This window comes from Kangiella sp. M94, from assembly GCF_054926195.1.
In genome coordinates, this window is record NZ_CM142903.1 from 1,872,658 (window position 1) to 1,893,533 (window position 20,876).

General features: G+C 42.0%; 18 protein-coding genes. 5 read left to right on the forward strand and 13 right to left on the reverse strand.

All coding sequences use genetic code 11. From position 1 onward, the window contains the following. Nucleotides 1-64: 64 nt before the first annotated feature. The 12 genes from ACYTXU_RS08645 to ACYTXU_RS08700 form a co-directional block, all read right to left on the reverse strand. Nucleotides 65-1,309, reverse strand: a complete 1,245-nt coding sequence (locus ACYTXU_RS08645) for an ABC transporter permease (RefSeq protein ID WP_462206277.1) — start codon at nt 1,307-1,309, stop codon at nt 65-67. 1 nt (nt 1,310) lies between these two features. Continuing rightward, the gene (locus ACYTXU_RS08650) at nt 1,311-2,108 is read right to left on the reverse strand and encodes an ABC transporter ATP-binding protein (RefSeq protein ID WP_462206278.1); all 798 of its coding nucleotides are present in this window, start codon (nt 2,106-2,108) and stop codon (nt 1,311-1,313) included. After that, on the reverse strand, nt 2,095-3,174 hold the full coding sequence (locus ACYTXU_RS08655; protein ID WP_462206279.1) for a YcjF family protein: 1,080 nt from the start codon (nt 3,172-3,174) through the stop codon (nt 2,095-2,097). Before ACYTXU_RS08655 ends, ACYTXU_RS08650 begins: the two co-directional genes overlap by 14 nt. Beyond that, complete coding sequence (locus ACYTXU_RS08660) at nt 3,171-4,589, reverse strand: YcjX family GTP-binding protein (protein ID WP_462206280.1); 1,419 nt, start codon at nt 4,587-4,589, stop codon at nt 3,171-3,173. The genes ACYTXU_RS08655 and ACYTXU_RS08660 overlap by 4 nt, the downstream gene beginning before the upstream one ends. 130 nt (nt 4,590-4,719) lie before the next feature. Further along, nucleotides 4,720-6,621 carry a hypothetical protein gene (locus ACYTXU_RS08665; RefSeq protein WP_462206281.1) on the reverse strand — a complete coding sequence of 634 codons (1,902 nt, stop codon included), beginning with the start codon at nt 6,619-6,621 and terminating at the stop codon, nt 4,720-4,722. 35 nt (nt 6,622-6,656) lie between these two features. Next, a complete protein-coding gene (locus tag ACYTXU_RS08670) occupies nt 6,657-7,955 on the reverse strand; it encodes a tetratricopeptide repeat protein (RefSeq protein ID WP_462206282.1) in 1,299 nt (432 codons plus the stop codon). A 20-nt stretch (nt 7,956-7,975) separates the two neighbouring features. Then, entirely contained in the window at nt 7,976-8,605 is a 630-nt protein-coding gene (locus ACYTXU_RS08675; RefSeq protein WP_462206283.1) for an energy transducer TonB, read from the reverse strand. A gap of 1 nt (nt 8,606) precedes the next feature. Further along, nucleotides 8,607-9,008 carry an ExbD/TolR family protein gene (locus ACYTXU_RS08680; protein WP_462206285.1) on the reverse strand — a complete coding sequence of 134 codons (402 nt, stop codon included), beginning with the start codon at nt 9,006-9,008 and terminating at the stop codon, nt 8,607-8,609. Between the two features lie 17 nt (nt 9,009-9,025). Further along, nucleotides 9,026-9,538, reverse strand: a complete 513-nt coding sequence (locus ACYTXU_RS08685) for a MotA/TolQ/ExbB proton channel family protein (RefSeq protein WP_462206286.1) — start codon at nt 9,536-9,538, stop codon at nt 9,026-9,028. A 9-nt stretch (nt 9,539-9,547) separates the two neighbouring features. Further along, nucleotides 9,548-10,891, reverse strand: a complete 1,344-nt coding sequence (locus tag ACYTXU_RS08690) for a MotA/TolQ/ExbB proton channel family protein (protein ID WP_462206288.1) — start codon at nt 10,889-10,891, stop codon at nt 9,548-9,550. Further along, nucleotides 10,888-11,664: a DUF3450 domain-containing protein gene (locus ACYTXU_RS08695; RefSeq protein WP_462206290.1), complete on the reverse strand. Its 777-nt coding sequence runs from the start codon at nt 11,662-11,664 to the stop codon at nt 10,888-10,890. Before ACYTXU_RS08695 ends, ACYTXU_RS08690 begins: the two co-directional genes overlap by 4 nt. 292 nt (nt 11,665-11,956) lie before the next feature. Continuing rightward, complete coding sequence (locus ACYTXU_RS08700) at nt 11,957-13,048, reverse strand: hypothetical protein (RefSeq protein ID WP_462206291.1); 1,092 nt, start codon at nt 13,046-13,048, stop codon at nt 11,957-11,959. Between the two features lie 415 nt (nt 13,049-13,463). On the opposite strand from ACYTXU_RS08700, the gene ACYTXU_RS08705 reads away from it, so the two are divergent. The 5 genes from ACYTXU_RS08705 to ACYTXU_RS08725 are packed head-to-tail and all read left to right on the forward strand — an operon-like array spanning nt 13,464 to nt 18,732. Beyond that, on the forward strand, nt 13,464-15,140 hold the full coding sequence (locus ACYTXU_RS08705) for an ABC transporter substrate-binding protein (protein WP_462206292.1): 1,677 nt from the start codon (nt 13,464-13,466) through the stop codon (nt 15,138-15,140). After that, nucleotides 15,140-16,099: an ABC transporter permease gene (locus ACYTXU_RS08710; protein WP_462206293.1), complete on the forward strand. Its 960-nt coding sequence runs from the start codon at nt 15,140-15,142 to the stop codon at nt 16,097-16,099. The genes ACYTXU_RS08705 and ACYTXU_RS08710 overlap by 1 nt, the downstream gene beginning before the upstream one ends. Further along, complete coding sequence (locus tag ACYTXU_RS08715; protein ID WP_462206294.1) at nt 16,096-16,959, forward strand: ABC transporter permease subunit; 864 nt, start codon at nt 16,096-16,098, stop codon at nt 16,957-16,959. The genes ACYTXU_RS08710 and ACYTXU_RS08715 overlap by 4 nt, the downstream gene beginning before the upstream one ends. Before the next feature lie 4 nt (nt 16,960-16,963). Continuing rightward, the gene (locus ACYTXU_RS08720) at nt 16,964-17,944 is read left to right on the forward strand and encodes an ABC transporter ATP-binding protein (protein ID WP_462206295.1); all 981 of its coding nucleotides are present in this window, start codon (nt 16,964-16,966) and stop codon (nt 17,942-17,944) included. Beyond that, nucleotides 17,944-18,732, forward strand: coding sequence for an ATP-binding cassette domain-containing protein (locus tag ACYTXU_RS08725; protein ID WP_462206296.1), 789 nt, complete (start codon nt 17,944-17,946; stop codon nt 18,730-18,732). The genes ACYTXU_RS08720 and ACYTXU_RS08725 overlap by 1 nt, the downstream gene beginning before the upstream one ends. Before the next feature lie 70 nt (nt 18,733-18,802). Here the strand turns inward: ACYTXU_RS08725 and ACYTXU_RS08730 are convergent, their stop codons facing one another. Beyond that, entirely contained in the window at nt 18,803-20,722 is a 1,920-nt protein-coding gene (locus tag ACYTXU_RS08730) for a SurA N-terminal domain-containing protein (RefSeq protein ID WP_462206297.1), read from the reverse strand. Nucleotides 20,723-20,876: the final 154 nt, after the last annotated feature.

Below are 20,876 nucleotides of genomic sequence, written 5' to 3' on the forward strand. Positions count from 1 at the left end.
AAAAAGGGGCTTTTTAGCCCCTTTTTTATTGTCTAGTAATCAGTTCCAGACGGAACTTCCATTCTTAACTTCTGAACAATACCTTTTCTTTCTTAAAGAAGACGGTAGTCCAGTAAAGTAAAGCACCGGCCAGCACGGCTGTTGAAACCAACAGGATGGTAATCAAGCCATAATCTACTGTACCTTTGATTAGGTCTTTCATGGCCAGAGCCACATTGGTTACCGGAATCATAGCAGTCTTTACATTCAACTCCATGCCGGGCACAAAGGCCACGATAACCGGCATGAAACCAATCATAAAGATCGGCGACATATAAGCCTGCGCTTCTTTCATGTTTTTAGCATATATAGAGGCACTCAGCATGACCGAAGCAAAAATACTGGTCAAAGGTACCAACAATACAGCTACCAGTAGCAGATCGAGGCCGGAGATATTGGATAAGAAATCCAAACCACCACCCGATTGTTTTCCGGCTAAACTGTCTGCATCCGGTGTGACTCCGGAAGGTTCAAAGGCAAAACTGAATATCCAGACCCAGAACAGATAACTGAGCAAGGTCACAACAACCGTGAAGAAACTAGCGGTAAAAATCACCCCGAACTTAGCCATCACAATCTGTCCTTTAGACATCGGCGTCAGTAGCAGTGTTTCGAGTGTACCTCGTTCCTTTTCGCCAACACCCAGCTCTAGCGCTGGATACATTGCACCCGATACAGCTAAAGCAATCAACAGGTAAGCTAACATAGGCCCGGCAAACTCACCGACCTTCTCGCGCTCCGATGCAAAGTTATTTTCCTCTATCAGGATGGGTTTATTAAAGGCTTTAACATTATCAGTTGTAAGGTTAAAGTTTCGTCCAAGCTCCATTCTTTGCGTATTGTTAAAGGCTTCCACTACCTCATCAACTCGTTTACCTAAAATATTATCAAGTCTGGTGGATTCTTTTGAATAGACCTTTAATACCTCTTGTTTTTGCGTCATTGAAGGCAGTGCCACACCTACAGGAACTTCAAAGATATAATCTACTTTCTTGTCCAGTATAGCTGCTTGGTAATCATCAGATTCAAGCTCAACTTTGATAAATCCCTTCTCTCGAGTGAATAAGCCAGCAAATCCTGGTAGCTGGTCGCTATTGACAAAAGCCACTTTAATTTCTTTATTTTCCGCCTCTTCGGTTTTAGTAGCGGTAAACTTTCCTATAGCAAAAAATAGCACCGGGAAAATTAAAGTCGGTAATAAAATTGAAAATATTAGCGTTTTTTTATCTCGAAGGATCTCTAACAGTTCTTTTTTGTATACTAACCACATCTCAGGCAACCTCTTTATTATTTACGCTGGCCAAGAAGGCATCGTATAAGCTACCTGATGCCGTGCTCGCTGCGAATTCTTTTGTTGGGCCAAAGAATTTTGTTTCACCCAAATCAATCAAACTGACTCGATCACACAATTTCTCAACTTCATGCAAATGATGGGTGGAAAAAATCACAGCCATTTCGGTGCCTTTATAGCTTTGTATAAAGTCCAATACTGTTTTCGCCGAAATTACATCCAGTCCGGTTGTAGGCTCATCAAACACCAACACCTTAGGCTCATGAATCACTGCCCGTGCAATTGAAGCTCTTTGCATCATACCGGTCGACAAATCATCTGCCCGCTTGCCTGCAAACGAGTGCATATCTAACATGGTAAAGATCTTATCAATACGCTCATCAATCTGTTGGCGAGACAAACCATGCATACGGCCAAAATAAGCTACATTTTCTCTTACACTCAAGCGATGATAAAGACCTGTTTTTCCTGACAAAAAGCCGATTTGCTTTTGAGCATAGCGAGGTTCTTTTGTCACATCATGTCCATTAATCAGGATTTGCCCCGCAGTAGGCTGGAGTGCCGTTGACAACATGCGTAAGGTAGTTGTTTTACCTGCGCCATTGGGGCCAAGTAAACCCAGCACTTCTCCAGCATTACAATTAAAAGACACATCTTTTACCGCATGAAAAACACCGTCACCTTCACGAGGATCAGTAACGGTCTTTCCTTTCTTCTTTTTCTTTGCTTCCTTTTTATCGTAAGCAAAGGTTTTGGCGAGACCTTTAATCTCTATCATGTTGCTCCCCTTTTGACTTGATAGCGCCCTTTGACGGCTCGCTTTTCTTTAGAATAGTCGTAATCTTGCTGTATAAAGACTTTCGAATGTAGCTAAGTTTAGGTTTATTGTCATCAGTAAACTCAATTGGACGACATAATTTCATGGTTTGAATGCCCATGCGGGCTATTAACAGACCAACACCGATACCCTGTGCGACTTTTGTTGATACAGTCGCTGTCAGGCTTTTACCGAGTAATTCGGCCCCAGCATCGGCAAGCATATCACTGGCACCAGCCAGCATCATATTCATCATTACTTGTTTAGTCAGGCCAATTCGCCCAAAAGTTGTCTGCGGGCAACCATAAATGCGCGATACTTCTTGTAGCATCTTACTGCTACGCCATGCCACTAAAGCCATGTCTGCCGCCGCTAGCGGGCTTAATGCGACCATAACAGCCGACTCGGTAGCATGTTTACTGATCGCCTGCAAAGCCATCTCATCAAGCCCTTCCAAAACAGTCTGCGAATAAATTTGAATTAACTCTCGATCATTATGTACCTGTTGCTTCTGGCTACTATACACTGCCATCGGACCAGAGATATCCAGGTGTTCGCTTATTTCAGCATTTACATCATCAATTACTGGCTGACTCTCACCATAGCTATTCTCATCGATCAGCTGCTTGAAGACTTGCTGCTTATCTTTACGCTGTCTAAGTTTACGACGACTTATCCAGCCCTTAAAGAGTCCAACAGCGCCACTCACTAATGCCAGGCCAGCTACTGCTGTTGCTATACCGCCCAGTAGACCATTAAAAGCAAATAAGTTTTGTATAAACAGATAGCTTTCATAAATGGCTGCACCGCCAACAAACGTAAAGAGTGCTGGCCAGAACAGTTTTTTAATACCTGACTTCTGTTTTCCATCTAGCAGTTTTGGTTTTGAACTTGTAGAAAATGAATGTCGATGACCACCAACTTTATCCACCAATGCTTTGTTGATTTGTTCTTCATAAAGCTTTGCATCAACTTTTTCAACGTTAATCCCTTCTTTAGAGCTAATTTTTACAGGCTTATCCTTCATCGGAACTTATCTCCAATCAGAAACTGTAATGCTTTATCCATCCGAATATGCGGTAAAATGCTACTGGCTAAATTATTAGGTACGGCAAAATTAATAAAGTCATACTGATGTTCCTGCCAGTCTTCTTTTGTTTGTAACTTATCACTCAACTTACCAGGATAGTTTATAACATCCTCGCCCGACTCCAGTTCAACACCCTTAACACACATCAACTTTTGCCCCTGATGTTCGGCCATTACCGCTTCAGTTGTTTTAATCGAACTGATCACTAAAGTTTCGAGCTTGATGCCTTCATACTGGATATCATTTTTGGCCTCTTGAAGCATTGTCTGCATAAATGCCTCAAGAGAACGGTGCTGCTCAGGCGGAACATGATCTGCTTTTGTGGCGGCTATTAACAATTTATCTATAGAAGAATTAAATATGCGTTTAAGCCAGCTGGACTGACCATAATTAAAACTCTTCAATAGCTCAGTCAAGGTAAACTGCATATTACGATAGTTCTGATAACCGCCATTTAACACTTCAAGGCAGTCCACCAGCAATATCTGCCTATCAACTTTTTCAAAATATTCTTTGAAGAAAGGTTTAACAATCTGGTTTTTATAATAATTAAAACGTTTCTCCAGAGTATGTATTAAGCTATCTTCTGCCAAAGCGCTCCAGTCAGAACTTAGCATATCCGGGTCGAGAACCGGAAAAAAATCAAGAACCGGAGCACCAGCGAATTCACCGGGCAAAACAAACCGTCCTGGCTGTAATAGATTATAGGTTTTTACCTGACTAAAATGAGTTCTTATAAAATCTTTGTACCAATTAGCGGCTTCTGTAATGTCCTCATCAGCCATAACTTGCTGATAAACCAATTGTGTTGAATGGTCACGCCAACCAGTTGATGACGGCAGTTCAGCCTGCTCAATCATAGCTAGACATTGCATTGACCAATCTTTAAAAGAAAGCCGTAACAGTGGCAAATCCAGTAACCACTCGCCCGGATAATCAATAATATCAATGGTTAAATGACTTTGCTTTTGAAGCTTTTGTAACCATTCATTTTTAATGGTGTAACGAATATTGAGTTGCGCCTGGAAAATTCCAGTAGTTGAGGCAGGCCATGAAGGTTCATGATTAAGCAGGTGGTTAATCGCTTCTTTATATCTAAATTCGGGAATATGCAGCTCATCATAGGAGCTAAATTTGCTGGCTAAAATACGCCCCTCTTTGGCAGGTCTGAAGAAAGGTAATTGGTCATTATCCCCAATGTGTAACAGCTGATTTATTAAAGAGGTTATAAAAGCAGTTTTTCCTGCTTTGCTCAGGCCAGTAACAGCGATTCTGACTCGCTTATCAATACCGCGCTCCACCAATTGCTCGGCCTTATTCAAAAGACGTTTAACAGACCTTTTATCACTCATAATAGATTTGACTCGATTTTTACTTAGTATAGATCACTGAGTCAGACAAAGTTATATACAATAGTAAACAGATATTTCTGAACAGATGTAGAATTGTTGCGATTTAAATGTGGACTGTCAGGATTAATGTTTAGTTGGCCCGATTTAACTGCTGAATAATCCCCTGTTTGAAAGAACTGTCTAGCTCATGATTGGTAGAAATTGATATGTAACTGTAGGCAAGACTTTTCTCAAGAAAACTTTCGAATTGTTCATAACTTAAAGCCTCCAATCTTTGACTCAACAACTGGCCTGGTACCGCTAAGTCGAACATTTGCGAAACCTGACGAACTGAATTATGTGATGCCTCTTGTAAACTTAGATGAAGCATCAGTGCTTTCTTATAAGTGACAAACTGGTCGCGGGAAAGCTTGTATCTTATCTTGGTATACTTTTCTGAAAAAGCCTTGATGAAGCTCTCTGCTGTTGCTGGGTTTATTGATTGATAGCTAAGCTCTATGGTAGAGCCGACAGTCCCCAAATGTACCAACTCAGGCGAGGACAAATATATTAAGGTATTTGCCTTACTCGCTGCCATACTTTGTTCAGATTTGAGCATTTCATTTAATAGTGCAAAGTAAAAAAGCTCCGACTCTTCCCACAGTTCTGCGCCAGGTATTGTGTCAATTGTAAGCTGGATACTACTTTCGTTATTCTTATTAAGATAGAAGCCTAGTTTAGCTTTACCAAAGTCTGCACTCCCGCCCTTCATCATAATCGGCTTTACTAAGGATAACTTAGCAAGTAATTGAAAACTCTCATCATAAGCTTCAAGCAAGTAACCACCATTGAGTGATATATACAGATCCTCTTGCGCAATATCACTCGCGGTAGACAGAGGAATAAACAACACTTTATTTAACTCATCAATAACGCTTGTTTCGTGTGATGCCGGGAAGCGCATGGCAAACAAGTGCGTATGTTTTGTTTTTGTATAAGTAATATATGGCAGATTTGCCAAGCTCTGGCAGTTAAGCTGTACACATGTGTGCAGGTTATTAATAACAATATTAAAATCAACAATACTGCTTTGCTTAGGCTGGAATTCAGACTTAATTTTAAAATTTTCGGGTGGCCTGTATGAATATGAAGTGTCTCTATCCACACTAGAATCGACTGAAAACTGAGCATCATGGTCTACATTTAGCAATCTCTTATAGTGATAACTCAAAATACTATCAATGGACAAATTTGGGATGTGTCTAAAAAATGTTTGTGATAGTTCAAGTCGGCGCTCTGTATCGAAAGAGCTAATATAAAGCAGAAAGCCAAAGGGATTTTGGATGCTAAGCTGAATATCAGCATATAGCTTATCTTTTAAATTAGCCACTTCCTTATCAGTCAATGAAGATTTAGGCAAATAGTCAGCACATGCTAACTGTTGCTGATAATAACTAAACGCAACATAGCCATCCTTTACGTAATTACAATTTAACAGACCTGTAGCAAGCGCTAATTTCCAATCGAACTCAAGGACCCGCTCTTTATCTAAGTCTAAGGGCTTAAGGGTAATATCATATCTGAGCCAATTTTTATCGTATGGTTGCTCAACTATTGTAAATTCAGATGATTTTACCAAACGGTTAAAAGCGCCGAGTAATCTTTGCTGATTGATACTGCCAAGAATGACAAGCTCAAAGCCATAAAATTGATGCGCTTCAAGACTCGTTATTAGCTTTTCTAACGTACCTTCAACAGTGTCTCGAGGATGTTTAATGACAAATGTGTGAGCTGGTTTACTGTAAGAATAATTAACCTGATACCCAGCAGCCATCAGCTGCAGCTTCAACTTGTTAAACGGCTCCACTAAATCAGTATCTGCCGTTACTTTGACTAAAGTAAAACTATGAGGAATATTTGCATCAATAAGCTGGACATTTATGCCCTCAGATATCGATTCAGATAAAGATGATTTTATAGAGGTATAAAGATCTGCTGCGGAAGAAGTAGCAGAAAGTAAGAACAATGATATAAATAGAAATAATCTTCGCATATAAAAAAGGCCTCTATTGAGGCCTTTATAAAGCATTAATCGTTTAATGCCAACTCTTTCTTTAAGTCTTCTATCTGCTTAATATAAGCAATGTAAGCATTTGCATTTCTAGAGACCTTGCTGTAGTTCTTGGCTTGCTCTAAGGCACTAAGAGCTTCATCGATTTGACCTAAGCGTTGATAAGCAACACCCATTTGCATATAACCATAACCTGCATCATCTGCTTTTAAACCGCCTTTTCTAAAGGCAGTTCTGAATGAGTCTATCGCCTTTCTATACTCTTCGTCATTGAAATAAATATAGGCGATTTCGTAATCATATTTTCCGCTACTAGTGTAGTTAGCAGCTTTCTTATATGCTGCAATAGCCTTAGAACTTGCTTTAGCATATTTATAACTATTTGCGATATTACGCCATATATCCTCATCAGCTTCAACAATACCTTTATTAACTCCTTCCTCTAACCTTTCGGCGGCAAGAAGGGGTATTTGACTGTTCGAATATAAAGCCGATAACTGCTTGAAATTTGTTTCAGAGTCCCACATGCCATTCATATAGGCCAGCTCAGCCAATGCTAACATATCAGCAGTCTTACCACGCTGACTAAGTACTGCGAATAAATTGTTATACATAGATTTTTCAGTCGGAAATAGCTCTACCATCTCACGACCAATAACCTCAGCGCCAGGCATATCTTTGAGCTCAATATGGGCCGCAAACAAGATACTATATAAAGGCTTGGTAGATTTACTGCCCTCCTGGATAGCCAGGTATGCTGGGCATATGCTCGAACGGAAATCTTGCTTTTGATAAAACAAGCTTGCATAAGTTGCATAAGAGGTTGCTGGAGGGTCAATAACTTCCTCAAAGTACTCTTTCATCCAACGTAATGCTTCATCATAATTCTCTTGTGCAGAAGCAATATTGGCTAGCGCAAGTCTTAAATTGACTTCATTTTGCTTACCTAATACGCCGGTCTCCATAGCCCTTATAAACTCTCTTTTAGCAGCCGCATATTGGGATTGCTCACGATAGTTTAGACCTAATAAGTATATAGCCCGACCTTTAGCAGCTTTGTCGCTAGAGTTTGCAATGAGGTCATTCAGTATAGCTATCGACTCAGCGTATTTAGCATCCGCATAAGCTTCGTTGGCAGCTGTGATTTTCTTGTAAGCTGCTTCAGAAGTAATGGTAGGCACTTTTTCTTCATCGTACTGGCCTTCTGTGGGCGCCAATAGTCTACAGGTATTTGTGTACTTGGTCTGCGGCAAAGCATTTGCCACAGTACCAAATGTTAAAGCGATGACCCCGACAATATATGTAATTTTAGTCATAATTCTTACTGTACTCAGAGTTAGTTGTCCAGCTGGAAGTCTAATTTATATTTCATATTACGCTGATGGATCGGTTGTCCATTTACGATACGAGGCTTAAACTTCCATTTACGAATAGCTCTCAAAGCTTCTCTTCGGAACATTCCTCTTGGGTTCTCATCGATGACACTGATATTTGAAGGAGAACCATCTGGGGCAATGTCAAACTCGAACGTGACATAGCCCTCAATTCCTTCTAAAGCAGCTTTTTGTGGATATTCTGGCTGTACTTGCATCAACGGAATAGCTTCACCGTCTCCCATACCTGAGAAGTCGGTACTTCCAAGACCGCCAATAAAGATTCCGCCACCATCCATAGTTGCATCAATGTTATCGATTTTAATATCGACCAGCGCTGTAACTACCTGCTTTTGCTCAGGAACATCTTGTTGCTGAGGTGGAGGTGGTTCTTTTGGCGGAGGTGGCTTTTTAGGAGGCGTACGCTCTTTACGTTGAACGTCTTTTTCCTCTTCGATATAACCGATATCAATATTGACATTATCGCGTTCTTTATCTTTATTTTCTGCAGTGCTAATCAATGCATTCATTAACAAGAAAATACCAAGTACGATACCAAACGCTAATAATGCACTTAAAAATGCTCTTGTCATATTATTCAACCCTTTCCGTTGCAACTGAAACGTTCGCACCGGAGCTCTTCGCGATATCTAAAACTTCCAACACTAATCCAGCTCTGGCTTTCTTATCCGCCTGAATAACCACTTCACCTTCAAGGTTTTCGGTTCTTAGTGACTGAATCTTTGCTTTAACCTCCGATGGTTGCAACAAATCTTTGTCAATAAAAATTTGATTTTTATCGTCAATTGCCACGAAGATATAAGCATTCTTTCGCTCAGCAGCCGTTTGTGCAGTAGGTTTTTCTACATCAACACCCGCCTGCTTAACAAATACAGTTGTTACAATAAAGAAGATCAGCATGATAAACACGATGTCCAGCATCGGTGTCATATCAATCTCAACATCTTCCTGTTTCTTTTGAGTCTGAATAGCCATTAAGGTTCACCAAAATTCTAGTGATGTGGAAGATTATCTGCTAATTGATGTGACTTCATATAAGCAGTTTGCTCTAGACGGCTACTAAAGAAAATTCCAGATAATGCTGCAACCATGCCAGCCATTGTTGGAATTGTTGCTTTAAAAATACCGCCTGCCATTTGACGAGCACTGCCAGAACCTTGCCCTGACATACTCTCAAAAACATCAATCATACCGGTTACAGTACCCAATAAACCAAGCAATGGGCAAATTGCAATTAAAGTCTTAATTAACAACATGCGTTGATTAAGCGCCTCACGAGCAATCGACACCCAAGCATCTCTAATTCTATGGGCTTGCCATGATTTAGTGTCCTCACGGGCATTCCATTGAGCTATCATCACTCTAGCATCTTTCGGAAATTGTCCGTAAATGTACCAATATCTCTCGATAATCAAGGTCCACATTAAGAAGAGAACGAGTCCTATCCACCATAGGACCCATCCACCTTTATCAATAAAACCAAGTATCGTATAGATTAATTCCATAAGAATTACCTAGCTGTTACTTTCTTCATGCTGAGCCATCAAGCCCGTGCTTTGCTCTTCAAGAACATGAATGATGTTCTTGCTTTTGCCAGCCACTACAGCATGTAAGAAGGTCAACGGAATTGCAGCCAATAGACCCCAAACGGTAGTAACCAATGCTTGTGAAATACCATCAGCCATTGTTTTCGGGTCACCTGTACCATATAGAGTAATCGATTGGAATACTTCAATCATACCAACAACAGTACCTAACAGACCTAGTAGTGGACCAAGCGCTGCGATAACTTTGATTAGATTAATACCACGCTCAATTCTAGGAGTCTCTTTCAGAACTGCCTCATCAAGCTTCAACTCTAAATTCTCTACATCCTCATTACGATTTGCTTGGTAAACCTTCATGATACGACCCAAGGGGTTGTTGCCAGGAGTAGCTGATTTTTTCTGTGAATGAACTTTCGGACCTGTAACAAAGTATAGAGTGAAGATTCTTTCAAGTGCTATAATCAAACCGATTATTAGAAGCACCATTACTGTTTTACCAGCAAATCCACTGAATTCCCATAAACGGTCAACTAGACTCATTTTCTCTTTTTCAAGTTTTAAAATAGCGCCTTTACTTGGATCCAGGAACAAACCTGCATACCCTGAGTTAGTAGCAGCAAACTCTTCAACTTGGTCTAGCACTCGAGAATCAGGCTGAACTTGCAAAGTTTTAATCACACCTTTATCAAAATACAGATACTCACCACCAGAAATCAGGTTAAAGGTACCTACACGAGTGACGGTTTGCTGTTCTGAACGGCCAGTCTCGTTAACCACATCAGCGGTAAATGTTGTCGTTACGCCTTGCTCAGACATTTCTTGCAACATCAAAACCCAGAATGCGCGGAGCTGTTCCATTTTAGGTAATGTTTCAGCCTCAGTTAAGTTGAATAACAGACCTTCACGGCCAGGGTATTGCGCACTTACCAACGAAGTACCAATATCACCGGTTAAACTGTTTGCAGCTTGACGAACAACACCAAATAACTCACCCAAGTTACCTTGCTTAATTCGCAAATCTTCTGCAATCTTGGTTAATTGCTTTTCATTATCGTCAAACTCTGCTTTCAAGCGCTCACTTTTTGCTTCTTCAGCTGCCAAGCGTGCTTTTGCATCCGCTAACAGTTGCTGTTGACGGTTGCGCTGTGAGCGGAACTGTTGAACACGTTGCTCATTTAGCTGCTCTTGAATACGCTCTTTATCACGAACTTTCTTCAAAAGATCTTCATGTGACAAACTCTCCGCCGCATTAGTTGCAACAGATGCCAGCGCGAAGACGCCAGCTAATGTAATAGCTAGAATATTTCTCATTGTGCTGCCTCCGCTACAGGAACTGGTACTTTAAATAGGACTGGTTGAGATATACCACGCGTAAATCTAATCGCATTGTTAACTGAGTCAAGGAATTCCTCTGGTAGTGATTCCCATTTACGCTCTAGCTTGTTCCAGTATGCGCCACTTGTACCATCAAGTGTTAAATAAACGTAAGTCAGACGACCCACACGCAAAAACTCTACTTCAAGAGCTTCGCCGTTTGCATTAATCTTGCCGGTATCTACAGATACAGCATTACCGTATTGCATCTCAATTTGATAGGCTTCTAAAATCTTGCGGTACTTTTCAGACACAGAAACGTTCGCGTCATCCATCAAGTTATACAAGTTTTGAACACGAGTCTGGCGATCATCAATATTGAAAGGAATGTCTAATTGAACAAACTCATCAAGAGTTGTAATCATCTCATCCATTAATGGTAAAACACCTTTCTCTGTCTCATCGATGCTTTCCATTTCCTGGGTACTGTCTACAATTTGCTTTTCCTGATTAGCAATCTGCTTTTCAAGTTGAGCGTTGTAGATACGCAAGCTATCCACTCTTTGCAGAGTATTACGATATTCAAGCGATAAATCAGTAGCTTCTTCCGCTAACTTATTAACCGAGGTTTGAGTGCTAGCAGCAGCTCGGTCAATACGCTTTTCGATATTCATTGAAGATTCAAACTGGCCAGCTGCAAATGCACTGCCCATGACAGCAGTGGCCAGAACGGCAGCAGCTGTTTTCTTAAAAAATAGTTGTTTTTTCATAAACTTACCCAAATTTCTGTTCAGAAATCTTTGCTTTTGATTGCCAATGCTTTTGAAAACTAGAGCTTTAAGACAAACAAACCAAATGATTTATCCCGTCTAAAAAAGCCTTAATTAGAAAGCATTAACGCCAGCCTTACGGCTTAAACTTGTGGTCAAAGAGGCCAACTATAAAGACAAAGCCGGAATGGGTCAACAAATGTATCGGGCGAATTAACAATTCTTTATGCAATACATAACTTTAACTTATATATTTGGCATCGGTCAGAATTGCATTTAAAAACAAGCCTAACTAAAAGTTGATACTACCGCTTAACTTTATGTACTTAGGGCTTTGGAATGTATATGGAACCAAGCCTCGGGCGTCTAAGTCCATGGATTGAGATGGAGAATCTTCAAGGTGTGCTGCACCTAATAGATTCATCAAATCAATTCGTATAACTAATCCGGTTTTATTCCATTTTGTCTGATATTGAAGACCAATATCTAACGTGGTTTCGTCAAAGTCCACAATATTGTTGGATGAGCTGTCGAGACCAAACTTGGTATCTTGCTTGTTTACATTTGCAGCGAGGGTCCAGTCCTCAGCCAGACGCATGCCACCATATAAGGAAAGTGCGCTCGCTTCAAAGGGCGTTTCCCGTTCCGCGAGATTCAGCGACGACTCTTGATACAAGCCTTTTGCAAACTCAACCGATGCGCCCAACGCAAAGTTATCACTGACCTGACGACTAATCTTTATCTCAATGCCTTCAAGATTCTGCTGAAAGCCTTGTATGCCAGCTAAGTTTGACATTAAGTTAATGGCTTCAGGGGATCCATCCCGATTAAAGTCATAATAGAATCGATAACTTGAGTCATGCTTCTCTCGCATCTGAGCAAGAGCCGATTCGGTGGTCACCAGCTCAACATCCGACTTTAAATAACTGATCGTTACATCCCATCCTTCATGAACTTTCTGATTAAAACCCAGCCCTACCGAGTTTTGATTAAAGCGCTTATCATCAAGAATGTTATTCACAGGATTTTCGAAACTAACGGACACAGGCAAACTTTGTTTACCATAAGTTATAAAAAATTGAGAGGTTTGGTTTGGCATTTCATAGGACGTCGAAATATCGCCATTCATACCGTTGGTATGTGCAGAGCGTGACAAGTCTAATGATACCAACCACTCACCGTCTTGCTCATCTTTAAGGCTAAACGATAAAGGGTCACTTTTGAGAGGGCTCACATTTAAATGATCGTACTTGTCATTTGCCAACAGGTTTACGCTAATATCATTCGCCGAGATCCTGATACTCTGATTATCAAGCACAAACGGAGTAAACCCAAGATTTTGAGTTCTCTCCAAAGAATCCGTCAATAATATTTCATCGCTCATGAATGAACCACCTTGCCCTCTGTCTCCCGCGTAACTACTTACCGCTAGAGAAGCCAGCGACGCCAAAGTGAGTGTCTTAAATAGAGACACGCGACATGGCTTTGCTATTGAATTCATCATCATTACACGACTCTTGTTAAATGGCATGACAGCTTATATTTTCTGGTCAACTCACTTTAACTTAAATATCAATTAGTTAGTTGGTATTCGTAATATTGAGTTAAACCTTTTTTGCATTCGTCCAGTATAGGTAAATGCCTGATTCCTTTCAACTTGAACCGTTGTAAAATTAGGTAAACCTCACAAGTTCTATGACTAACTAGCTGTATTTTGTGGGTTTATTCCCAAGCTTGGCTATTCATGCCAAATTAACATTGGTATGATTGAAACTTCTAACAAAAACAGCCACTGATGCATGAGCACAAAGCAAACCGTTAAATCTACCTTTTTAGGGCTTTTCAGTGGACTCCTATGCTGGTCTTGTCAGCCCCAGACTGACTTGGAGTCATTGCAAGCTGATGATTTACTGGTTTTTTGTTCTGAAGGTAGTCCGGACTCATTCAATCCTCAACTGGTCAGCTCAGGCACTTCTTACGATGCTACAGCACACACTATTTACAACCAGTTAGTCACTTACTCGCCGGGAACCACTGACATTACTCCCGCTCTTGCCGAGTCTTGGCAGATCAGTGACGATGGCACCCGCTACCGCTTTACGCTTAAACAAAACGTCTCTTTTCATGGTAATGAGATTTTCACTCCAACACGCACTTTAAACGCAGATGACATCATTTTCAGCTTTAACCGCCAACGATTAATCTCACATCCTTATCATTCCGTTTCAGGTGGCCGCTATCCATATTTTTATTCTCAAGGGCTTGATGAGCTGATACTTGACATTAAAAAAGTCGATGAGCATCAAGTTGAATTTGTTTTATCAAGGCCAGAAAGCCCATTTCTGGCGATTCTGGCCACTCCTTTCGCTTCAATTCTATCCGCTGAATACGCTGATTTTCTACTGAAACAGGATCAGCCGGAATTAATAGACAGCAAGCCAATAGGCACCGGCCCCTTTCGACTGAAGCGCTACGAGCCTGATTCACATATTCGTTATGAAGCATTTCAAGCTTACTTTGAGGGTTCCCCCAAGGTACGCGACCTGGTTTACTCCATTACTCCTGACGCAGCCATGCGTTTTGCACGCTTCAGTGCAGGTGAGTGTGATATCATGAGTAACCCGTTGCCGGTTCATTTACGCATCGCTCGGCAAAATCAATTCAATATTCTGGAAGTGCCAGGTCTTAATGTCGCTTATTGGGCTTTTAATATTGAGAAGCCACCCTTCCACGATGTCAAGGTGCGTAGAGCTCTGTCTATGGCCATTAATCGCGAAGCTATTTTGAAAGCGGTCTATGATCGCCAGGCACAAATTGCTACTAGCCCCATCCCCCCTTCTTCCTGGGCTTACAATAAGCAAGTGACCCGAATTCGCTATAACTCTCAGCAAGCGAAGCAGCTACTGGCTGAAGCGGGCTATGAAAACGGTTTTACCATTGACATCTGGGCCATGCCTATTCAACGAGCTTACAACCCAAACGCTCGTAAAATGGCTGAAATGATGCAACAGGACTTAGAGAAGATTGGTGTAAAAGCACGCATTATCAGTTATGAATGGGGAACTTTCCTTGCACGGGTTGCACAAGGCCTGCACCACAGTGTCTTGCTCGGCTGGAATGCTGATAATGGTGACCCTAGCAACTTCCTGAATCCACTATTAAGTTGTGCCTCCGCTCGAAGTGGCAATAACTACGCAAGATGGTGTGATCCAGAGTTTGATCGACTGATATTAAATGCCAGCCAATCCTCTGACATTCAGCAGAGAAAAGAATACTATTTTCAAGCTCAAGCTCTATTTAAGGAGCAAGCGCCCTGGCTAACAATCGCACACGCTAATAAAAGTCTGCTCAGTCAACCCCGAGTAAAAGGACTGGTCATATCACCAGTAGGCAATATCGAGTTTGATAAAGTATCGCTTGGCACCGCAGAAGAACATAGCTACCAGGATGACCAGCAAGAGGGGGTTGCCAAGTAATGCTTCGATTACTTCTGCGACACGGAACCACTTTAGTTGTCAGCCTTTTTGGATTAACCCTGCTGACCTTTATACTCAGCCAACAAAGTGATCAACCACTGCACCTTTATCAGAGCCAGCACTTTATAGGCCAATATATCGAATATTTGCAGTTTCTCTTCACAGGCGACTGGGGGTTTTCGAGTATTCATAACCGTCCTGTTTTACACGACTTTCTACTTCATTTTCCAGCGACTATTGAACTGGTTTTATTAGCCCTTTTATTCGCCATCATATTTGGCTTGACCTTAGGCATTATGGCAGCCAATCGTCGTGGCAAATGGCTTGATAACACTCTAATGGGAGTAACCCTGGTAGGTTACTCAATGCCAATTTATTGGTGGGGCATGTTATTAGTTCTTCTATTTTCCCTGACTTTAGGCTGGACCCCCGTTGCAGGCCGCATCGACTACATCTATGACATTCCACCCGTCACCCGGTTTATGCTGATAGACTCATTATTAAGTCAGGACCAATATGGATTAAGTGCTTTTTTTAATGCTCTGTTACATTTATTACTGCCTGCCATCACCCTAAGCACTATTCCGATGGCCATTATTGCGAGAATGACTCGTTCATCATTATTGGGTGTACTCAAAGCAGAATACATACGAACTGCACGCTCCAAAGGCTTGAGTCAACAAAGGATCATCTGGGTACATGCCCTTAGAAATGCACTCATTCCTATTTTGACCATTAGCGGAGTACAAATCAGTATTATTATGTCGGGTGTTATTATTACCGAATACATTTTTGCCTGGTCTGGAGTCGGTAAATGGTTACTTGAAGCTGTTGCACGACGTGACTTCGCCAGCATACAAGCTGGAATTCTAGCGCTATCTCTACTCGTCATTGCATTTAACCTAGCCCTTGATTTACTAGCCAGCTATATGAACCCTCGATTACGGAGGCCTTCATGACGCTCTCCAATACCAAGCTTGCCTGGCAGGTTTTCAGTCATAATAAAAGTGCCATGACAGGCAGCCTGATACTATTAATCATCCTGTTGATGAGTCTGGTCGGCCCCTGGTTTGCCCCGCATGACCCTGCGCAGCAGTTCAGTGATAAGATCCTCACTCCCCCGCTTTGGTATGATAGTGGCGACTTTGTCACTCCCTTAGGTACTGATGATTTGGGGCGTGACATGCTATCAAGATTACTTCACGGTGCTCGCTTATCTCTACAGCTGACTATCATGGTAGTGTTTGCCGCCGGCTTCATTGGCATTATCTTAGGTGCCGCAGCAGCCTTTCTAAATGCCGGATTGCGCTCTATGCTAATGCGCTTCATGGATTTACTGTTATCGCTGCCTTCTCTTTTATTAGCAATTGCTATCGTTGCAATTATTGGCCCAGGCTTACCAAATGCAGTCTATGCCGTGGTCATTGTGTTAATTCCACAGTTCGTAAAAGTCACTCAAAGCGCTATTTCTGAAGAGCTCGGAAAAGATTATGTGATGGCTGCGCGCCTGGATGGTGCCGGCCATATTCGACTGCTTTTGCATCACGTATGGCCCAATATCATTCCAGCACTCATCGTCCAACTCACCTTCAGTTTCTCTACTGCTTTACTTGATATCGCGGCTTTAGGGTTTCTGGGACTCGGTGCTCAACCGCCAATGGCCGAATGGGGAACCATGCTATCGGAAGCCAGAGCCTTTATTCAATTCGCGCCCTGGACTATGACATTACCCGGTTTGGCTATATTCCTGACAGTACTATCCATCAACTTGGTCGGTGACGGTCTACGCGATGCTTTTGATCCACGGTTAAACAGGTAATTCCATGAGTTTACTGCAAATCGAAAACCTTAATGTTGACTTCACCATAAACGATAAGCTGGTAAGAGCCGTTGACCATGTAAAGTTGAGCATTGATAGAGGGCAGGTTATTGGGGTTATTGGCGAGTCTGGTTCTGGCAAGAGTGTTATGGCGCTGGCCATTGCAGGTCTGCTTTCTCCAGCGGCTAAGATGCAAGCCGACCTGTTCACGCTTGACGGTCAAGATCTTACCCGTATGAACCCTGCAGAGCGTCAAAAACATATAACCAGCAATATTTCCATTATTTTTCAGGAGCCAACGTCAAGCTTAAACCCAGCATTAACGATTGGCTACCAACTGGATGAGACCATTCGCTTCCACGAAGGAGGCACTCCTAAGCAGCGCAAAGAAAAAGCATTAGAGCTACTTGTTCAAGTTGGCATTATGGATGCAAAGCGTCGTTATAAAGAATACCCTCATCAACTGTCCGGTGGATTAAATCAAAGGGCGATGATCGCCATCGCTCTGGCTTGTCAGCCTAAGCTATTAATTGCCGATGAGCCGACCACGGCACTTGATGTAACCGTTCAATCACAAATCCTGGATCTGCTGCTGAAAATCAAAGAAGAACATAATATGGCACTAATGTTGATCACACATGATTTCTCCATCTTGGCAGAAACCACTTCCAAAGTGCATGTCATGTATTGTGGTCAGATAGTTGAATCAGGAAGAACATATAGTTTACTCAGCCAACCTTATCACCCCTACAGCAAAGCCTTATTGGATAGTGTTCCTCATTTTGGTATGCGCTACAACAAGGGAAAGCGATTATATAACCTGCCAGGATCAACCCCACCAATTACCCATTTACCCGTTGGATGCTATTTAGGACCACGCTGCCCCTATGCGGCGAAAAAATGTGTCCAGCCCCCTGAGTTAACCAACATCAAAGGGCGCCGAGTCCGCTGTTATTTCCCTCTCATTGAGGAGGAGGATTCATAATGCCAAATTTATTATCGGCCAAACTCATCCGCAAGTCCTACAAGGTGTCGAACAATCCCTTCAAGCAACGTTATCGCGAAGTACTGAGAGGCGTTAGCTTTGGCCTTAACCCAGGGCAGACTTTGGCGGTGGTTGGAGAGTCAGGCTCTGGTAAATCGACATTGGCACGCATCCTTGTAGGAGCAGAAAAACCTGATAGTGGTGAATTGCTTTTTGAAGGGCAGGATATACTCAAAAGCTCCTCCTTTTGCTGGTACCGTAATATTCGTATGATCTTTCAGAATCCAGCAGCCTCACTCAATCCCAGAGCAACGATCAGGCAAAGTCTAGAAGAACCATTGATTAATGCGAGAATTGGTAATAGCCAGCACCGTAAAGAGCGTATAGAAGAAGTTCTGGAGTTAGTCGGCCTGAGGTCCGAATATGCTGAGCGCTACCCACATACATTTTCAGGCGGCCAAAGACAACGCATTGCAATTGCTAGAGCCTTAATGCTCAATCCTAAGGTCATTGTTGCCGATGAACCTGTATCAGCTCTTGATGTATCCGTTCAGGCACAAATTATCAACCTGTTATTAGATCTGCAGGATAGACTCGATTTAGCCTATATCTTCATCTCACATGACCTGGGTCTAGTGCAGCACTTTAGTGACAAGGTTCTGGTTATGCATAATGGTGAGCAAAAAGAATATGGACGAGTTGGTGAGGTTTTCAGCCAACCGCAATCAGAGCACACTGTGAACTTACTTAATGCTTCCGCCACCTACCGTAGGGCAATTGAAAGGTAACCTTGGGACAAAAAAAAGAGCCACTCTTATGAGTGGCTCTAAATTGAAATTTAACTTAATCTGCTAATCATTATTGTGACACTTCAGATCTTTCTCTGAAACTTTGCATCAAACCTTGAAGCTCTGATTGAGCATTTGCATTAGCAAGTCGCTGAGCGATTTGCTGACGGGTTGACTCATCCATAGTTTCTGGGTCGGGATAATTAACAGCCTGAACCTCAATAACTGCAAAATCACCATTGAACAATGATTCAACAGAACGACTAGCTTCACCATTTTCTGGAGCACTCAGACTAAAAATTGCATTTGACAAATCAAATGGGAGTGAAGATCCCCGAGCTTTTAAACTCTGCTTCTCAGTCCAGCTAAGACCTTTAGAGGCAAGCAAGTCTTCGACACTTTCATCAGTTTCAATAGCTGCCAACACCTGGTCGGCAAAGTCTTTCGTCGCATCGCGAATTTTCTCTTCTTTCAAAGTCGCAACGACTGACTCTTTAACTTCCTCTAACGGCTGAACTTGGGCAGGCTGATGCTCTTTTACGGTCACATACACTATGTCGTCATTGGTCAGTTCAATCATATCACTGACTTCTTCAGACTCAAGAATTGATGCAGAAAAAGCTTTCTCCATGAAAACAGGATTAGCAGCAATACCTGTTGCCGTGTCCTGACTGAACAAACCGGTTTCCTGAATGTTCAAGCCAACCTGCTCAGCAAATTTTTCCAGATCATCACCAAACTCAAACAAGTTTTCATTTAAGTTCGCCTGCTTCTCAAAGAAAACTTTTTGAGCCTGCTCATTTGCCAAAGTATTTTGAATCTCACTTTTAACATCTTCCAATGAAGATACTTGAGCTTCTTTCTTATCAACCAACTTAATGATGTGATAACCGTATTGAGTTTCAACAATGTCAGTTAAGTCTCCGATATTATTGAGTGCTAAAGCTGCAGACTCAAACTCTGGAACCCAACCTGTACCACTGGGATTATCAGACGAAGTTGGAACAGCGTCGACCCAGTTTAACTGGCCCCCATTCTCACCACTGAAAGTATCGCTTGAATGTTCTTTCGCGAGCTCTGAAAAATCAGCACCACTATTGAGCTGAGCCAACAGGTCCTCTGCTTTAGACTCGGCATTATCGACCGAGTTGTCGATTAGAATGTGCGCCACTAAGATTTCAGCAGGGTCTTGATAATTAGCTTTATTTTTATCGTAGAACTCCTGAACCTGCTGCTCTGTGATCTGTGAGCTGTACTCTTTAGTTAATTCATCTACAGACAATCGGACGTAGCTGAGATTCACTTTTTCAGGTTGCTCAAACTGTGTTTGGTTCTGTTGGTAGTATTCTTCAACTTCAGCATCAGAAACCTCAACCGAGTCAGCAAATGCATCACGAGCCACTCTCACAAACCGCACATCCCTCGCCTGCTCTTGCAAACGATAATAAGCCTCGACTTCATAATCTAGTGCGAAATTACTTACTCCCACACCTTGGTTAAGTTGCTCTTGGGCAATTTGTTGACGAGCATATTGCCGCAACTGAGCTTCAGACCAGCCCATTTGCCCAATGACCATTTTTGCGAGCTCAGCTGAATAAACGCCATCGCTCTGGAACTGTGGAAACTCTCTGATCCAGGTTTTAATTTGCTCCTCAGAAGCAGTAAGCCCGGCTTTATTGAGGTTTGCTTTAATAACCTGCTCGTTAATAAGTTGCTGTTTAATTTGTTCACGCAACAATTTTTGACTGGCCTCGGTTGCGTACTGTTGTTCAAATTGAGCGCTGCCCATTTGATTACGCACACGATCAAATCGTTGTTGAATCTGAGAGTTAGTAATCTCTGCGCCTTCAACTTCGGCGACTGTATCGGGGTTACCGCTAAACAGAGTACCCGTGAAATAGCCTGCAAAGATAAAGAAGATGATGATGATAAATAAAACCACCTTCATTATCGGCCCTTGCATGCTTTGCTGTATTCTTTCCAACATCATGGCTGAAATTACCTATTTGTTAATTGTTCAGTCCGAACATCAAACTTTAAATTATAATTCAAACTATCCAGTCACTCAGCATTACTTCACTATAATTTACATAGTCGATTAAAAGGATAACCTGAAAGCTCAGGAGACAGACTTGGGTTACTGG

Excerpts from the sequence above, each read along its gene's own strand:
- ACYTXU_RS08715 (WP_462206294.1), top strand. The coding sequence starts at position 16,096 with ATGACGCTCTCCAATACCAAGCTTGCCTGGCAGGTTTTCAGTCATAAT.
- ACYTXU_RS08655 (WP_462206279.1), bottom strand. The coding sequence starts at position 3,174 with ATGAAGGATAAGCCTGTAAAAATTAGCTCTAAAGAAGGGATTAACGTT.
- ACYTXU_RS08730 (WP_462206297.1), bottom strand. The coding sequence starts at position 20,722 with ATGATGTTGGAAAGAATACAGCAAAGCATGCAAGGGCCGATAATGAAG.
- ACYTXU_RS08645 (WP_462206277.1), bottom strand. The coding sequence starts at position 1,309 with ATGTGGTTAGTATACAAAAAAGAACTGTTAGAGATCCTTCGAGATAAA.
- ACYTXU_RS08705 (WP_462206292.1), top strand. The coding sequence starts at position 13,464 with ATGAGCACAAAGCAAACCGTTAAATCTACCTTTTTAGGGCTTTTCAGT.
- ACYTXU_RS08725 (WP_462206296.1), top strand. The coding sequence starts at position 17,944 with ATGCCAAATTTATTATCGGCCAAACTCATCCGCAAGTCCTACAAGGTG.
- ACYTXU_RS08690 (WP_462206288.1), bottom strand. The coding sequence starts at position 10,891 with ATGAGAAATATTCTAGCTATTACATTAGCTGGCGTCTTCGCGCTGGCA.
- ACYTXU_RS08670 (WP_462206282.1), bottom strand. The coding sequence starts at position 7,955 with ATGACTAAAATTACATATATTGTCGGGGTCATCGCTTTAACATTTGGT.
- ACYTXU_RS08675 (WP_462206283.1), bottom strand. The coding sequence starts at position 8,605 with ATGACAAGAGCATTTTTAAGTGCATTATTAGCGTTTGGTATCGTACTT.
- ACYTXU_RS08665 (WP_462206281.1), bottom strand. The coding sequence starts at position 6,621 with ATGCGAAGATTATTTCTATTTATATCATTGTTCTTACTTTCTGCTACT.
- ACYTXU_RS08700 (WP_462206291.1), bottom strand. The coding sequence starts at position 13,048 with ATGAGCGATGAAATATTATTGACGGATTCTTTGGAGAGAACTCAAAAT.
- ACYTXU_RS08695 (WP_462206290.1), bottom strand. The coding sequence starts at position 11,664 with ATGAAAAAACAACTATTTTTTAAGAAAACAGCTGCTGCCGTTCTGGCC.
- ACYTXU_RS08685 (WP_462206286.1), bottom strand. The coding sequence starts at position 9,538 with ATGGAATTAATCTATACGATACTTGGTTTTATTGATAAAGGTGGATGG.
- ACYTXU_RS08720 (WP_462206295.1), top strand. The coding sequence starts at position 16,964 with ATGAGTTTACTGCAAATCGAAAACCTTAATGTTGACTTCACCATAAAC.
- ACYTXU_RS08660 (WP_462206280.1), bottom strand. The coding sequence starts at position 4,589 with ATGAGTGATAAAAGGTCTGTTAAACGTCTTTTGAATAAGGCCGAGCAA.
- ACYTXU_RS08680 (WP_462206285.1), bottom strand. The coding sequence starts at position 9,008 with ATGGCTATTCAGACTCAAAAGAAACAGGAAGATGTTGAGATTGATATG.
- ACYTXU_RS08710 (WP_462206293.1), top strand. The coding sequence starts at position 15,140 with ATGCTTCGATTACTTCTGCGACACGGAACCACTTTAGTTGTCAGCCTT.
- ACYTXU_RS08650 (WP_462206278.1), bottom strand. The coding sequence starts at position 2,108 with ATGATAGAGATTAAAGGTCTCGCCAAAACCTTTGCTTACGATAAAAAG.